The sequence below is a fragment of the Photobacterium indicum genome (genome assembly GCF_003026215.1).
GTDB classification, from domain to species: Bacteria; Pseudomonadota; Gammaproteobacteria; order Enterobacterales; family Vibrionaceae; genus Photobacterium; species Photobacterium indicum.
The window spans coordinates 24345-39659 of record NZ_PYOC01000009.1; the positions used below are offsets into that span (position 1 = coordinate 24345).

At 41.6% G+C, this 15315-nt stretch carries 14 protein-coding genes; 6 read left to right on the forward strand and 8 right to left on the reverse strand.

All coding sequences use genetic code 11. The features are described 5' to 3' along the window. Nucleotides 1-14: 14 nt before the first annotated feature. The 3 genes from alc to puuE all read right to left on the reverse strand — a co-directional run bounded on the left by alc (nucleotide 15) and on the right by puuE (nucleotide 2546). On the reverse strand, nucleotides 15-1007 hold the full coding sequence (gene alc / locus C9J47_RS19795; RefSeq protein ID WP_107255037.1) for an allantoicase: 993 nt from the start codon (nucleotides 1005-1007) through the stop codon (nucleotides 15-17). 97 nt (nucleotides 1008-1104) lie between these two features. Continuing rightward, complete coding sequence (uraD, locus tag C9J47_RS19800; RefSeq protein ID WP_107255038.1) at nucleotides 1105-1620, reverse strand: 2-oxo-4-hydroxy-4-carboxy-5-ureidoimidazoline decarboxylase; 516 nt, start codon at nucleotides 1618-1620, stop codon at nucleotides 1105-1107. 2 nt (nucleotides 1621-1622) lie between these two features. Beyond that, a complete protein-coding gene (puuE, locus tag C9J47_RS19805; protein ID WP_107255039.1) occupies nucleotides 1623-2546 on the reverse strand; it encodes an allantoinase PuuE in 924 nt (307 codons plus the stop codon). A gap of 375 nt (nucleotides 2547-2921) precedes the next feature. On the opposite strand from puuE, the gene uraH reads away from it, so the two are divergent. From uraH to C9J47_RS19825, 4 genes are all read left to right on the forward strand, one after another. After that, nucleotides 2922-3275 (forward strand): hydroxyisourate hydrolase, encoded by a 354-nt coding sequence (gene uraH, locus C9J47_RS19810; protein WP_107255040.1) that lies wholly within the window; start codon nucleotides 2922-2924, stop codon nucleotides 3273-3275. A gap of 315 nt (nucleotides 3276-3590) precedes the next feature. After that, the gene (locus tag C9J47_RS19815) at nucleotides 3591-4940 is read left to right on the forward strand and encodes an NCS2 family permease (RefSeq protein ID WP_107255041.1); all 1350 of its coding nucleotides are present in this window, start codon (nucleotides 3591-3593) and stop codon (nucleotides 4938-4940) included. Nucleotides 4941-5141: 201 nt separating this feature from the next. Further along, the gene (locus C9J47_RS19820; RefSeq protein WP_107255042.1) at nucleotides 5142-6530 is read left to right on the forward strand and encodes a nucleobase:cation symporter-2 family protein; all 1389 of its coding nucleotides are present in this window, start codon (nucleotides 5142-5144) and stop codon (nucleotides 6528-6530) included. Nucleotides 6531-6717: 187 nt separating this feature from the next. Next, complete coding sequence (locus tag C9J47_RS19825) at nucleotides 6718-8082, forward strand: 8-oxoguanine deaminase (protein ID WP_107255043.1); 1365 nt, start codon at nucleotides 6718-6720, stop codon at nucleotides 8080-8082. 184 nt (nucleotides 8083-8266) lie between these two features. Here the strand turns inward: C9J47_RS19825 and C9J47_RS19830 are convergent, their stop codons facing one another. Further along, nucleotides 8267-8767 carry a MarR family winged helix-turn-helix transcriptional regulator gene (locus tag C9J47_RS19830; RefSeq protein WP_107255044.1) on the reverse strand — a complete coding sequence of 167 codons (501 nt, stop codon included), beginning with the start codon at nucleotides 8765-8767 and terminating at the stop codon, nucleotides 8267-8269. Between the two features lie 405 nt (nucleotides 8768-9172). Between C9J47_RS19830 and C9J47_RS19840 the strand changes: the two genes are divergently transcribed. Continuing rightward, nucleotides 9173-10066: a DMT family transporter gene (locus C9J47_RS19840; RefSeq protein ID WP_107255046.1), complete on the forward strand. Its 894-nt coding sequence runs from the start codon at nucleotides 9173-9175 to the stop codon at nucleotides 10064-10066. Nucleotides 10067-10180: 114 nt separating this feature from the next. Here the strand turns inward: C9J47_RS19840 and C9J47_RS19845 are convergent, their stop codons facing one another. Then, nucleotides 10181-10798 carry a TetR/AcrR family transcriptional regulator gene (locus tag C9J47_RS19845; protein ID WP_107255047.1) on the reverse strand — a complete coding sequence of 206 codons (618 nt, stop codon included), beginning with the start codon at nucleotides 10796-10798 and terminating at the stop codon, nucleotides 10181-10183. Nucleotides 10799-11082: 284 nt separating this feature from the next. On the opposite strand from C9J47_RS19845, the gene C9J47_RS19850 reads away from it, so the two are divergent. Then, a complete protein-coding gene (locus C9J47_RS19850; protein ID WP_107255048.1) occupies nucleotides 11083-12189 on the forward strand; it encodes a DUF6363 domain-containing protein in 1107 nt (368 codons plus the stop codon). Between the two features lie 109 nt (nucleotides 12190-12298). Here C9J47_RS19850 and C9J47_RS19855 read toward each other — a convergent pair whose 3' ends face one another. From C9J47_RS19855 to C9J47_RS19865, 3 genes are all read right to left on the reverse strand, one after another. Further along, nucleotides 12299-12661, reverse strand: a complete 363-nt coding sequence (locus C9J47_RS19855; protein ID WP_107255049.1) for a cupin domain-containing protein — start codon at nucleotides 12659-12661, stop codon at nucleotides 12299-12301. 107 nt (nucleotides 12662-12768) lie between these two features. Next, nucleotides 12769-14079 carry a glycerate kinase type-2 family protein gene (locus tag C9J47_RS19860; protein WP_107255050.1) on the reverse strand — a complete coding sequence of 437 codons (1311 nt, stop codon included), beginning with the start codon at nucleotides 14077-14079 and terminating at the stop codon, nucleotides 12769-12771. A gap of 342 nt (nucleotides 14080-14421) precedes the next feature. Further along, complete coding sequence (locus C9J47_RS19865) at nucleotides 14422-15309, reverse strand: 2-hydroxy-3-oxopropionate reductase (protein WP_107255051.1); 888 nt, start codon at nucleotides 15307-15309, stop codon at nucleotides 14422-14424. Between the last annotated feature and the right edge of the window lie 6 nt (nucleotides 15310-15315).

Sequence of the window (15315 nt, forward strand, 5' to 3'; positions counted from 1 at the left end):
CTTCTATCGTGTTGTTATTCGCTTTTAAAGCCGAAAAGACGCAGACGACTAATACCACCATCAGGGAAAATATTTAGTCGCACATGCGTGACAGCCCCAAGATCATTCACCTGTTCAACAAACTCATGAATATTATGAGCAGATAACTTTTGCGACGGCATTAATTCACGCCAGAACAAGCTTTGCGTCTCGACCTGATCATCTGTTCCACCTTGAACATACGCGGCTTGAATTGAACAGCTATCAGGAAAGTTGCCTTTAAAGTGTGCGGTATCAACTACGACTTTGCCAATTTTTCCTGGGCGACCTAGAGCAACAATAACCCAATCATTACCTGGCGTACGGCGACGCGCGGTTTCCCAACCATCCCCCATATTTTCACCACGGCCAGGGCCTAAGATATTAGACTTCTTTCCAAAGTGCTCATCACTACAAGCCAATGCACGACCGCCATTAACAACAGCGGCTAAATCAACTTCTTGGCCAGTATCGATTTGATCCCAGTTAACGCTTGGGCGACCATACACACGCAAACGTGCTACGCCACCATCTGGGTAAATATTTAAACGTACATGGGTAAATACTTGGTCATTGTCTAATGCATGTAAATGGTGGCTATCACCTTGCAGGCTTTGTGACGACAGAATCTCTTGCCATTCAGTACTATCAGACGGTTCACCGTCAGGGCTATAACAGGCATCAACAGACGCTGATGGTGGAAAATTACCAGTGAAAAATGAGGTATCAATATCTAGGCCCGCAATTGTTCCTGCAAGACCCAGTCGAACAACACAAAAGTCATAGCCTTCACTACGCTTACGGCGCGATTCCCAACCATCCATCCACTTGCCGTTATCATCATAAAGATCCTCTTTCCATTCCGCAGCTTCGGTACGGATCAAACGGCTTTTATCTGCAAAAAAATCATCGGTTGCAAAGATTGCTTCAGCGCCTAATTTAGGGTCTGCAAGGTTTACGTATTGTTCAAAATTCAATGCCTTTTCCATAATCATCCTGTTTAATTAAGTCCATAAAGAGTAAAGGTGTTATTCGCTATTTCGGGTCATCGATAACACCCAAATGCGAAGCTGTTGTTTTCTTGACTTACATATCCCGCAGACGAAAAAGAGCAATTTTATTGATCTCTTCTATCGCCTTAGCAAATTCAGTTTCACTGTCGTTATTAAGCCGTACTTCAAAAGATTCAAGAATTTGATAACGATTCGCACCTTTCACAGCCATGATAAAAGGGAAATTAAAACGACTTTTGTAGCTATTATTAAAATGCGTAAATTGCTTAAATTCTTCCTCAGAGCATTTATCAATCCCTGCACCCGCTTGCTCAGAGGTTGATGCCTCGGTCAATTCACCATTCACAGCCGCTCGGCCAGCTAAATCAGGGTGAGCACTAATTAATGCGAGTTGCTTGTCTTTGCTTGCTGCTAATAAAATATCTGACATACGCTGATGTAATGATTCAATGTCATCATCTTGTTCTGTTAGTACTGCATCAAAAACAGATTCAGCAACCCAAGGGCTATGCTCATAGACATCAGCGAAGTGAGCAACAAAATCACTACGATTCATTGTCGTTGGCTGACAATGTGAAAAACCTACCATGCTTAAAATTCCTTCATACTTGGATGGGGATGATGTTCATGCCAATGCTTCGCAATATCGACACGACGACAAAGCCACACTTTATCGTGTTGTTGTACATATTCGAGAAAACGCTTAAGTGCAGCAATTCGACCTGGGCGACCAATCAGACGGCAATGTAATCCTACCGACATCATCTTTGGGGCTGTTTCACCTTCTTCATATAAGGTATCGAACGTATCTTTTAGGTACTGGAAGAATTGTTCACCAGAGTTGAAACCTTGCACAGTGGCAAAACGCATATCGTTCACATCAAGAGTATAAGGAATAACCAATTGTGGTTTGCTGCCCTCTTCATGCCAATACGGTAGATCGTCATCGTAAGCGTCAGAGTCATATAAGAAGCCACCTTCTTCAGCTACAATCTTTCGGGTATTTAGCCCAGTACGACCGGTATACCAACCCAGTGGGCGTTCACCCGTAATACGTTCAATGATCTCGATGGCTTTATACATATGATCACGCTCTTCCGAGTAATCCATATGTTTATAATCAATCCAGCGGTAACCGTGGCTGCAAATTTCATGTTTAGCTTCAACCATCGCCTTGGCAACATCAGGGTGACGCTCTAATGCCATGGCGACAGCAAATACAGTTAATGGAATATCGTATTGCTTAAACAGTCGTAATACACGCCATACTCCAGCACGACTACCGTATTCATAGATGGATTCCATGCTCATATGGCGTTCGCCAGCAAACGGTTGAGCGGCAGGGATTTCTGATAAAAAAGCTTCAGACTCTGAATCACCGTGCAAAATACAACGCTCACCACCTTCTTCATAGTTCAATACAAATGAAACAGCGACTCGTGCTTCATTTGGCCAATGTGGGTGCGGTGGTACGGAACCATAACCAACGAGATTACGGGGATAGTCATTACTCATCGAGAGACTCCTTAAACAAAAAAAATGCCAACGTGAACTCGCTGCTACATTTTGCCAAACACGATTCGAGTTAATAGTTTGAGCACGTTTCTGAATCTGTTTTTTCTTTTTTCATCTTATGATCTAAATTTGTACCATGAATTGTATACAATCCACAAGCCAAATGTAAATTAAATGTTTCCAATGTTAATTATAGCGTGAATAAAGGCTAGAAAGCCTTTATTCATCACGTGCCAAGCAGGCTATAGCGGTAAAGGCCGCACAAATTCAATTAACATTTTTATCACAACGCACTTTACTATCAGCCAAATTGTGTACATAGTTAGTAAAACTTAGAAACAATCATTCAGGAGAGCGCATAGCGCTAAATATAAAATGGGCAGATTAACAACACACATTCTAGACACGGCAAATGGTGTTCCAGGTGCTGAGATAAAAGTAGAACTGTTTCGTGTTAACGGTTCTTCACTGGAGCTGTTAAGAACCGTATTTACCAATACTGATGGGCGTACAGATAGTCCAATTCTCGACACTGAAGAATTTGCCACAGGTAAATATCAATTAGTGTTTCATACCGCACCGTACTTTACGTTACGCGGTGTAGAGCTGCCTGACGTACCTTTTCTTGATGATGTTGTTATACGTTTTGGTATTGCAGATACCCATGCACATTACCATGTACCTTTATTAGTCTCGCCTTATAGCTTTTCGACTTATAGAGGCAGTTAGCCTTTCATCAATTAATAACACCACGATCTATAGATACGAGAGTAAATATATAACGCTGTAACAATTACAAATAACTGTGATTGCGCTTTCTCTCACTTTATTTTCAACATTGAAATAAAACTAAAAATATATAAGTAGCTAATTTAAATAAATTTATTTTTAAAACCAACAAAAATAATAAACTCAAGCTGGTATAGATCTTGATATATCAAAAATAAATACCTTTATTTACATAAATGATAAATCAATGAACTAAAGCAAATGGAAATTGTATTCATTTAAATTCAAATATGAGCAAAGAAAGGAAGATTCATAATGAACAATACCAAAGCAGAAGAGCTACACAGTAAGGAAGGTATATCGTCCTCTTTTTTAGAACGATTTTTTAAATTAAAAGAACATGGAACCAATGTTAAAAATGAATTAATAGGCGGAATTACTACTTTTGCAACAATGGCTTACATTATTTTCGTTAACCCCAGCATTATGGCAGCGACTGGCATGGATCCCGGCGCTGTATTTGTTGCAACCTGTATAGGTGCTGCCTTGGGAACGCTACTAATGGGGTTATTTGCTAATTGGCCAGTCGGTCTCGCACCGGGAATGGGCTTAAATGCATTTTTCTCTTTTACTGTTGTTGGCGAAATGGGTTATAGCTGGGAAGTTGCACTGGGTGCAGTCTTTATTTCAGGCATACTCTTTGTTGGCATGAGCTTCTATAAAGTTCGTGAATGGATAATAGAGAGTATACCTGAGAGCCTACGCTATTCGATGACTGCTGGTGTTGGTTTATTCCTTGGATTAATCGGTTTGAAAACGGCGGGTATTGTTGTTGATAACCCTGCGACATTAGTATCACTGGGTGACTTCACCCAACCCGATGCGCTATTAGCTGCAATTTGTTTCCTTATTATTGCAGTACTGAGTGAACGTAAAGTTTTTGGTGCTGTTCTTATCGGCATTATTGGCGTCACTCTGGTTGGCATGATGTTAGGTATCGTTCAGTACCAAGGCATTTTTGCAGCACCGCCAAGTATTGCACCGACCCTCTTTGCCATGGACATACAGGGCGCACTCAATATTTCGATGGTCAGTGTGATTCTAGCCTTCCTATTCGTCAACATGTTCGATACGGCAGGTACATTAATGGGGGTGGCAGATCGTGCCAACTTAATCAATAAAGACACAGGCAAGATTGAAGGCTTAAGTAAAGCACTGAAAGCCGACAGTATTGCAAGTGTTGCAGGTGCATGTGTGGGTTGTCCACCCGTTACCAGTTATGTTGAAAGTGCTGCAGGTGTTGCCGCGGGCGGTCGAACAGGTCTATCTGCGATTGTTATTTCACTACTGTTTGTGGCTGCTATTTTCTTATCTCCTTTGGCTAGTATGATTCCAGCCTACGCAACATCAGGAGCATTGATTTACGTTGCCTTCGTTATGATGAGCAGCATGCAACATATTAACTGGAAAGAGTTTACCGATTCAGCACCCGCCGCCATTACAGCACTGATGATGCCACTTACCTTTTCAATCGCAAATGGTATTGCGCTGGGCTTTATTACTTACACCGTACTAAAACTGGCAACAGGTAAAACCAAAGAAGTCTCAATTAGCATGTATGCGTTAACCGCCATTTTTATCGCCAAATTAGTGTATATCGGCTAACTGAACAGAGACTTTTTGAAATTAGACACACCCTATTTAAGGGGCTGTCGACGTTATTGCAGCTTAAACCGCATCACTCAAAGTAGAAATACGAACCTTAATCAGGAACTCTATTGACGCTACGCAGTTTGTAGAAGGTCAAACTTGTTCATAAACCAGTCAATTCGTAATTAATGGATTGAATTGACAGAGGGAATAACAATGAAACTTCTCTATACACTCAATGAACGCCCACCACATGGGTTAACTTTTTTACTGGCACTCCAACACATGTTGGCTTCTATTGGTGGGATCGTTGCCGTCCCTTTAATCGTCGGTACTTCAATTGGATTACCCGTCGATGAAATCGTTACACTGATCAACGCTGCATTATTAGCATCTGGTATTGTGACCATTGCCCAATGCGTTGGCATAGGCCCTGTCGGTATTAGGTTACCCGTTGTTATGGGGTCCAGCTTTGCCTTTTTAGGTGTGGCTATATCCATAGGTAAAGAAGGCGGTGTCAGTAGCATTATGGGGGCGTCGTTAGTTGGCTCTTTCGTGGTAATTCTGGCCAGTTTTTATATGGATAAGATCAGAAAACTATTTCCAACTGTTGTAAGTGGTGTTGTTGTCACCCTTATTGGTTTAACTATTCTACCCGTTGCGATGAATTGGGTGGGCGACGCACCTGCCGTCAGCGAAGAATTTGCCACACTGCCTAAGCTCTTTTTAGCAATGATCTCATTGGGCATCGTTATTGCGGTATCAGTTTATTGTAAAGGTGCTGTCGCAGCATCAGCCATTGTTATTGGCCTTGCAGGTGGTTACATCGTCGCATTATCTATGGGGATGGTTAACCTTGACCAAGTTGCTTCCGCTAAATGGATCAGTGGACCAGAGCCATTTAAATACGGCTTCACCTTTTCGTTTGGTGCCATCATCAGTATGAGCTTGGTGTACATCGTCGTTATTGCAGAAGCAACGGGCGACTTTATGGCACTAGGCAGTAACTGTCATGCAAAAGTTACTGGTCGAGATTTAAAGCGGGGGTTATTAGGTGATGGTATCGGCAGTACATTATCCGCAATTCTAACTGCGATGCCATTAGCATCATTCAGCCAAAACGTCGGCATAGTTGGTATTACGGGTGTGGCGAGTCGTTATGTTGTAGCAGCAACTGGTGGTTTGTTGATTCTTGGTGGTCTATTTCCAAAATTAGCGGCACTAGCCGTAACAATACCTAAACCCGTTCTTGGTGGTGTTGGTTTTGTTATGTTCGGTATGATTGCTTATGCCGGTATCCGCATGCTGATAAAAGCGGCTGATACGAAACGAAATGCGCTAGTTATTTGTGTCGGTCTAGCATCAGGATTGGCGGTAACATTTGAGCCTCGCCTTATTCAGCACTTACCTCATGAAATCGCCAACTTTTTTCACTCTGGCATCACGACGGGTACGATAATTACAGTGCTACTTCACCAAATTTTGCCTGAATCTTCAGCGAAAGAAGCGCTGGAAGATGATGAAGTCTACGAAGAAGTTAGCTTAAGCCCTGATTCAGATCTCGATGAAGAAGCAAAGCCACTAACAGCACAGAAAAACAGCTAATGTATAATTGTGCGAACAAAGCACATGTAATTTGTTCGCTTTTTAAATACTATTTCAGCAACATAAATCGGTAACTGTTATATACCCCAGTGCTTTTTATAACGTAATAAAAAGCACGTTTACTCACTCAATAATGAAAAAAGACCCTCTTCCCTGAAAAGGCTGAGATGGCTAAGGACAACTATGAATGGAAACAATCTGGCTTAAAAACCCTTTAGCGGTGTACACCGGCACAAATGAGGATGCCCGGGGTGGCATAGTCATTTCTGGCACAACGATTATTGAGCTTATAGCTCTAGGCTGTGAGCCCCAGAATAAGATCAATGTCGTGGTCGATGCTAGCCAGCATGTGGTAACACCGGGATTGATTAATGCCCACCATCATTTCTATCAAACACTCACCCGCGCCTACCCTGACGCACTCAATAAAGAACTCTTTCATTGGCTTAAAACACTCTACCCCGTTTGGTCGGGCTTAGATGAAGAAATGATGAGTTTTGCCACAGAAGTTGCACTGGTTGAAATGATGATGTCAGGTTGCACAACCGCATCAGACCACCATTATCTTATCCCTACGGGGTTAGAAAACGCGATTGATTTACAAGTCGAAGCGGCAAACAAACTCGGTATCCGCGCCATCTTCACCCGAGGTTCAATGAGCCTAGGTGAAGATGACGGTGGTTTACCGCCCCGCAATACTATTCAGACCGAGCAAACAATCGTCGATGACAGTCACCGTTTAATTCATGAATATCATCAACGTGCAGACGGCGCGATGATTCAAATAGCCCTCGCCCCCTGCTCACCATTCTCTGTCACTACTGAGTTGATGAAAGAAACAGCCCGTATCTCGAAGAATGAAGACGTCATGGTTCATACCCATTTATGTGAAACCATTGATGAAGAAGACTTCTGTTTACAGCGCTTTGGTCTACGACCTGTCGATTACCTTGAGGATGTTGGTTGGCTTAATCACCGAACCTGGTTAGCCCATGGCATTCATTTTAATGACGAAGAAATTAAACGACTCGGAAAAGCCCAAATAGGTATTAGCCATTGCCCAACTTCAAATATGATGTTGGCATCGGGTATTTGTCGTAATAATGAACTTGAAGCAGCAGGCGTAAAAGTCGGACTTGGTGTTGATGGTTCGGCATCGAATGACGGTTCAAACATGATTGGCGAAGTACGTATGGCGTTGTACTTACAACGTTTACGTTATGGCTCGGCTAACGTAAGTCATATCGATGCACTGCGCTGGGCAACACAAGGTTCAGCTCAAGCCATGGGACGCCAAGACATTGGTACATTAGCCGTTGGCAAGCAAGCTGATATTGCAATGTTCAAGCTAGATGAAATTCGTTTCTCTGGTTCACACGACCCACTAGCCGCGCTTATTTTATGTGGTGCACATCAGGCAGACAAAGTAATGATTGCTGGAAAATGGCGTGTTAGCGACGGACAAGTCATTGGCTTAGATCTCGAGCAGTTATTGTATAAACACCGTAACGCAGCGAAACGTTTAGCTGAAAAAGCATTAGCCATGCGTTAAGCATTCGTTTTATCACATAGCGCCCTTCCAAGGCAGGCCATCACATATGGACTTGCCTTGGGTATTCTCTTTTTTCTATATCCGATAAACATTGAAAAATAAGACATAAAGAACCTAAATGCGGTATCGAATGCACGTATTATTTGCCACCTTGAAAAAGAAAAAACCTGAACAAACTCAATCACTAGTCTTCAAAATGCTTTACCCACTTCTTTAACAGGCCATTCAACTGTATTTGGTCTTCATTTGTTAATGGCTCATACAGGGTAGCGACTTTATCAAAATACAATACGCTTCCTTTTTGGATTAACGATAACCCAGGATCCGTCAGTCCAACAACTACACATCGTCTATCTTCATCACTATGAGCGCGCTGGATCAGGCCCTTTTTCTCAAGTCTATCCAAACGATTAGTCATCGCCCCTGATGTCAGCAAAGTTTGTTTCACTAAATCACTTGGCATCAGTTTATACGGAGAGCCATTCCGATAGAGTGTCGCCAAGACATCGAACTCTCCCGCATTGATATTTAATGCGCTGTAAACTGTCGCTCGTTTATTTTCTAAATGCTTATTCAACCTTGAAAAACGACCAATTATTTCCACCAAACCATTATCAAGCTCAGAATGATTTTCTTTCCATTGTTGCGATATTTGATCAATATGATCGCGTTGTTTAGTCATCATTTTCTCTCAAGATTGCCACTTAGCCTAACCAGTTAATATACACATTGGTCTTTATTTTTTTGAAACTGATTCTTTCATATTTAGTATGAAAAACACATTAAGATCAGCTTCATAAACGTACCTATGCGGTGCCAATCTTAAAGTATATTGTGGAATGAGCCCATCAATTTCGCAATACTTTGCCTCTATTGTCCTCCCGTTAATAACCCACCAATGCGCTACTGGCTTCTTAACAATTGAATAAAGATAAAAAAGGTGTGTTTCTGAAGAAGATGACGGCGCTCTAACTATTAACGGTTTGCTGATTCCCATACCACCTCACGTTGCTGATATTTTTAAAGTGACTTTACCTTCGCAAAATCTTTATGTAAAGTATCTTTACGTCAAGATAAAATGGAATCATACATGAGAGTCTTTATCGCCCTTTTAGCACCACTTCTCTGGGGAACCACTTACGCAACAGTTTCAGCATTCTTTGCGGGCTGGTCCCCTTTTGCCCTTGCCGCATGGCGTGCGCTACCCGCTGGGGTATTGCTGTTCATCATCAAACCAAGCTTGCCTAAGATGTCAGAAATACCCTCATTGCTGCTGGTTGGTTTCATCAACATCACCTTATTCTTTAGCTTGTTATTTGAAAGTGCGATGCAACTACCCAGCGCTCTGGTTGGTGTTGGAATGATTACACTGCCAGTAATCGGATTGGTTGTTATGGCTGTTGTTCATAAAATGAAACCGAGTGTGATTCAACTTCTCTCTGCAATGGTACTAATTCTCTGTGCATCCTATTTATTCCTATCAAGTCATGCAGATATTAGCTTCGCATCAGTGGGATTTTTGATCGCGGCCATGACAGTGTTGATCGGGGGGAGTGTAGTAACAAAACACGTGATGAAGAAAATTTACTGGTGGAAGTTACTAACTTGGAAATTAATTTTTGGTGGGATAATTTTACTCCCTATTGCTTATTGGCATCTTTATTTCAGTGGCAACAATTACGCAGATCCATTTTCAATGACGTTGCCACAATGGGCGGCACTCATATGGTTGATCGTCGGTGTAACGGCTGTCAGTTATTGCGCTTATGTGTTTTCTATCCCACTGATTACTACTAGTGAACTCAGCTTCTTCGGTACATTTAACCCCATCCTTGCGATGGTAATAGGCGCAACAATAATGGAGGAAGCCTTCAGCCCCCTTCAGCTCTGTGTAATGGGTATGATGATTCTTTGTAATTTAGTGGCTCAGCTGTACGAAAAGCGACACCACCAACGCACAGAACAAACGGTAATTTCTTACTGAAGCTATCGGCAAGGCTGTCGTTCTAATACATTTATTCGTGATAAAAAAGTGGTTTATAAATTCTATAAGACCACTGAGTTAAATGTACCAATTTGATAACGACATATAGACAATTTATGATGCAGTGCTTTTTACCTGACAGCCATTAATCACAAATTGGGTTAAAAAAGTGGCAGCTTCAGCGTAATCATTATTATCCAATGCCGCTTTATCCATTACATTACAAATCTGCCAGCTAAAATCAGCGTAAGTTTGAGTCGCAGCCCAAATAGTAAACATCAAATGCTGGGGTGATAACGGGGCCATTACACCTTCATCGATCCATGATTCAAACTTGGCAATGATCATTTTTGACTGCTGTAATAAGCCATCAGCAATATCTTGTGGAAGATACTTTGCTCCCGACATAACTTCGTTTGCAAACACTTTTGATGCGTAAGGGTGATCACGAGAGATCCGTAGTTTGGTTTTGATATATTCAGTCAAGGCTTCAGCAGGATCGTCGAGCTGCTCTATCGGTTTAGAGGCATCTAATAACGGCTGAATAACACTTTCAAGTACAGCACGGTACAAGTTATCTTTGGTACTAAAGTAATAATAAACATTAGGCTTTGGAATATTCGCGGCTTTGGCAATATCTGCCATTTTTGTTGCTGCATATCCTTGCAAGGCAAATAGTCGACATGCAACCTCAATGATAAGAACTTGATTTTTTTCTCTTATTTTTGACATATATCGACCTTACATCCTTATATTAGCCAATTCATATTAATGCACCGCTTTGATTTGTAAAGGTGTTATACCTCAGTTATTGCAAGAGACATAATTTTTCGCCTAGCGACATGTACCTCACGGATTAAGCAAAAAACGAAACAGCAAACGAATAAAGCTTGCTTAAGATTGACCGTTAAATCATATTCGAAGAAGGGTGATGTTTACTATGCTATTCCCTAACAAGCAGTATACGTTTAGCGTATTAAATCTAAAAAGTGTTCTTTTAGTGTGGAGTAAGTAGATTGAATCAGCATTTTTTAGATGGGAACAACTTTTCACTTATTGTTCAAGGCGGAGGTCAAAGAGGGATCTTTGCATCGGGTGTATTAGATAAATTTCTAGAACGTAACTTCGACCCTTTTTCACTCTATATTGGCACATCAGCAGGGGCACTTAACGTCGCGACGTATGTTGCCCGTCAGCAAGGCCTAGGCTTTAATTTTGTACTGAATTACACCACACACGACCGCTTCTTTAATCTCAATAAATTCATCAGAAAAAAACAGCCGATGGATTTGGATTGGGCATTAAATATGGTGCAGCAAGATGGCGCTATCCCTCTTGATTTCACTACTGCCAATAATGTATTACAGAATGGTAAACATGCACTGGCTTGTGTTACTAATAAATCTGACTTACAAGATTACTACTACCCTATTTTTACCGACCAATGGCTTAACACACTCAAAGCTACGTGTGGTATTCCAATGCTGTATTACAACGACATCACCTTTGATAACCAACAATGGATTGATGGCAGTGTTTCAGCGGCAATTCCGGTGCACGAATCACATCGAAGAGGGTTTAAAAACATCGTCGTAATACGCACCACTCCGATTATTAATGGGATCGAGACTAATGAGGCAACTGATTTTTCCATTAACCAAGTTGAGAAAAAACGGAAAAATTTCGAAGTTAATATGGATCACTACTTAAAACGCATTGGAATGTTTAAAGAAAAACACCACCTTATTCATTTCCACCAAAAACTCTCTGATAAACTCAATGAGTTGAAGCAAAATCATGAACATACAAAATATAAGCTTAATAACCAACGCTGGTTGATGGATGACGATCACTTATATCGTTTAGTCACTTTGCAAGCCAAAGTCTCTCAATTTGGTATGAGTTCTGAAATGCTCGATATCATGATCGCACATTATAAGAATCATAATGCCGTCGAAGGCTTTCTAACCAATCCCCCTGATGACGTTAATTTAATTCAAATAGCGCCAGACAGATCGCTAAGCAGTCGTCCTTTGTTAAGTAAAAAAGATCATTTACTGGAAGACTATGAACACGGGCAAATGGTAGGCGAACGCTTTTTACAGTCGGTAGGCTATATTTAACTGAAAAAAGTTTGATTTGACCTAAATAAAAAGGACCGGTCACTGCCAGTCCTAATACTGTATATTAAGTAATAGTTCTTCTATTGGACATAAGAGTTCGGTCTTATAATCAAAGCGTCTTTGATGTCGATATCTCTAATACAATGCATTCTTGTTCACAAAAGAATGGGCCATGTACTTCACCTGGTGAACGGCTCGCGTAATGACCTTGTTCAAGCCATGCCTTATTAGTTTGGTCATATAACCGACCAGAAATAATAAAAACTTCTTCAGGATGCGGGTGGTGGTCACTACCAAATGAGCTCGTATCTGCCCCTGACTTAAATCGAGTTAAGCGGGTATATTCCCCTGTTTCATCATCTTTGCTTAGCGTCACTTGTTCGATCATACCATTGGTTTGCTCGAGAGCTTGCCACCGATTTCGACTCGATTCTGATAGTACATTCCAATATTTCACTGCATGCTTAGACACTGGATAGCCTCCTTGCTAATCAATATTCACCCTTCAGCGGGTTACGTTTTTTTAATCAGTAACTTAAACAATAGTTCAAATAACACACTAAATGATAACCCATCAGCTTACTCTTTAGCAGGTAAAATCAACAAAGCACGAAAGTCATTTACATTTGTGAGCGTTGGGCCCGTAATCACTAATGATTCCAATGCAGAGAAAAAATGGTAGCCATCGTTATTATCAAGATAATGCTGCGGATTTAGCCCTAATTGATGACCACGAGCAAAGCTATCAGGAGTAATACAAGCCCCTGCATTGTCTTCTACACCATCAATGCCATCGGTATCGCCTGCAAGCGCCTGTATTTGAGGGTGTCCTTTCAGCTCATTATATAAGCTAAGTAAAAACTCACTATTACGCCCACCCCGCCCCATTCCTTTTACTGTTACGGTTGTTTCACCGCCAGATAGCAACACACAAGGTGCTTTAAATGGCTGTCCTTTTTCAGCAATTTGCTTAGCGATAGCTGCATGTACTTTTGCGACATCTCGCGCTTCACCTTCAATACAATCACTCAATATATAAGCAGGAATACCCTGCTGTACCGCTTTATTCGCCGCCGCCTCTAACGCTGATTGCGGCGTAGCAATAATATGGATTTCACTGTTCGCTAAACAGGGATCATTTGGCTTTATTGTTTCGGACTTCGGGTTACTCAACCATTGAAAAACAGCTGTGGGTATTTCAATATCATAACGTTCTAGAATGGCCAGTGCATCAAAACGGGTTGTTGAATCAGCTACCGTAGGACCCGACGCTATCACGCTGGTATCATCACCAGGCACATCTGAAATTGCTAATGAAATCAATTTTGCAGGGTGAACCGCTTTAGCTAGTCGCCCACCTTTAATGGCTGATAGGTGTTTGCGCACACAGTTCATTTCATCTATCGCGGCACCCGACTTCAATAATGCTTTATTAATCGTTTGTTTGTCGCTCAGGGTTAGACCTTCTGCGGGTAAGCTCATCAATGCAGAGCCACCACCCGACATTAAACATATCACGACGTCATCTTCACGAAGATCAGACACTAACGAGAGAATACGCTCGCCAACCGCTTGCCCAGCGGCATCAGGAACCGGATGCGCGGCTTCAATAACCTCTATTTTTGGCGACGTAGAAGCTCTTTTTGATGAAACCGTGTGACCATAACGTGTTACCACAACACCTTGTAACTCACCCTGCCAAACAGCTTCTAATTCTGCCGCCATAGATGCCGCCGCTTTTCCTGCACCAATCACGATGGCTTTACCTGTTTTGTCATCAGGTAAATACTTCGCAATATGCCCATAGGGTAAGGCTTCATCAATGGCGCATTCAAACAGTGATAATAAAAAGGCATTGCTATTGATGTTGCTGTTATTGACGTTGCTCATAAATTGGCTTCCTGCGCGGTCTATTAAACAAAGAGATTAAAATTCAGATGATGTAAATAGTGTAATAAAAACAAAAAATCGATAACAAAAAGAAAAAGGAAAGGATCCCGAAGCTATACACAGATTGCCTGTCAGAGTTTGAGCCTTCAAACCATGTACTCTTAGTTACCTTGGTCTTGGTGTCTAAAAACATGACTTGATAGCCCATAAATCCATGTTGCTTCGGGAACGCGTACTAAGGAGACGTAACATACGCGTTTTATTAATGTGTCTGCTTGAAACTGTTAGCCAGTGAGTTTCCAATGACTAACTATCATCATAATTTGATAATAAATAAACGTTCTATTTACGTATTTCGTGATCGGCTAACTGCTCAATGGCACGGATCATAGCTGAGTGATCCCACCCTTCCCCGCCCATTGCAACACATTGGTCGAATAAGCCTTGTGCCATCACCGTATTGGGTAAGCTCACCCCTAACGTTTTCGCACCGCTAATCGCGAGGTTAAGATCTTTCTGGTGCAACGCAATTTTAAAGCCTGGATCAAACGTACCTTTAATCATACGATCACCATGTACTTCTAGAATTTTCGAGTTAGCAAATCCTCCCATTAGTGCTTCGCGTACACGCGCCGGATCTGCCCCTGCTTTAGATGCAAACACCAATGCCTCTGATACCGCTTCAATGTTTAAGGCCACGATAATTTGGTTGGCAACTTTACAGATTTGCCCAGCACCACTTTCACCTACTAACGTTATATTTTTACCCATAACTTCAAATAAAGGTTTGGCTTTTTCGAAACTTGACTCTTTACCACCCACCATAATGGTTAATGCAGCATTGATTGCGCCCACTTCACCACCAGAAACAGGAGCATCTAAATATTCTGCACCTGATTCTTTCACTCGTGCGGCAAATTGCTTGGTTTCAATCGGCGAAATCGAACTCATATCGATAACAACTTTACCAGCCGTAAGCGCTTCTTCTACACCACTTTTGCCAAAGAGTACTTCTTCCACTTGAGGTGTATTCGGTAGCATTAAAATAATGTAATCCGCTTGCTCTGTCGCTGCTTTCGGCGTTGGAAATGCAATGCCACCAGCCGCAATCAAATCAGTTGGCACTTGATTGAAATGTTCTGAAAAAACTAACTGATAACCTGCTTTTTGCAAGTTTACTGCCATTGGTTTTCCCATAATCCCTGTACCAATAAATGCAATTGTACTCATTGTGTC

Bases quoted from the DNA above. Each gene is read 5' to 3' on its own strand.
- C9J47_RS19815 (WP_107255041.1), top strand. From the start codon at position 3,591: ATGAACAATACCAAAGCAGAAGAGCTACACAGTAAGGAAGGTATATCG.
- C9J47_RS19820 (WP_107255042.1), top strand. From the start codon at position 5,142: ATGAAACTTCTCTATACACTCAATGAACGCCCACCACATGGGTTAACT.
- uraH (WP_107255040.1), top strand. From the start codon at position 2,922: ATGGGCAGATTAACAACACACATTCTAGACACGGCAAATGGTGTTCCA.
- C9J47_RS19860 (WP_107255050.1), bottom strand. From the start codon at position 14,079: ATGAGCAACGTCAATAACAGCAACATCAATAGCAATGCCTTTTTATTA.
- C9J47_RS19845 (WP_107255047.1), bottom strand. From the start codon at position 10,798: ATGTCAAAAATAAGAGAAAAAAATCAAGTTCTTATCATTGAGGTTGCA.
- alc (WP_107255037.1), bottom strand. From the start codon at position 1,007: ATGGAAAAGGCATTGAATTTTGAACAATACGTAAACCTTGCAGACCCT.
- C9J47_RS19825 (WP_107255043.1), top strand. From the start codon at position 6,718: ATGGAAACAATCTGGCTTAAAAACCCTTTAGCGGTGTACACCGGCACA.
- C9J47_RS19840 (WP_107255046.1), top strand. From the start codon at position 9,173: ATGAGAGTCTTTATCGCCCTTTTAGCACCACTTCTCTGGGGAACCACT.
- C9J47_RS19865 (WP_107255051.1), bottom strand. From the start codon at position 15,309: ATGAGTACAATTGCATTTATTGGTACAGGGATTATGGGAAAACCAATG.
- uraD (WP_107255038.1), bottom strand. From the start codon at position 1,620: ATGGTAGGTTTTTCACATTGTCAGCCAACGACAATGAATCGTAGTGAT.
- puuE (WP_107255039.1), bottom strand. From the start codon at position 2,546: ATGAGTAATGACTATCCCCGTAATCTCGTTGGTTATGGTTCCGTACCA.
- C9J47_RS19830 (WP_107255044.1), bottom strand. From the start codon at position 8,767: ATGATGACTAAACAACGCGATCATATTGATCAAATATCGCAACAATGG.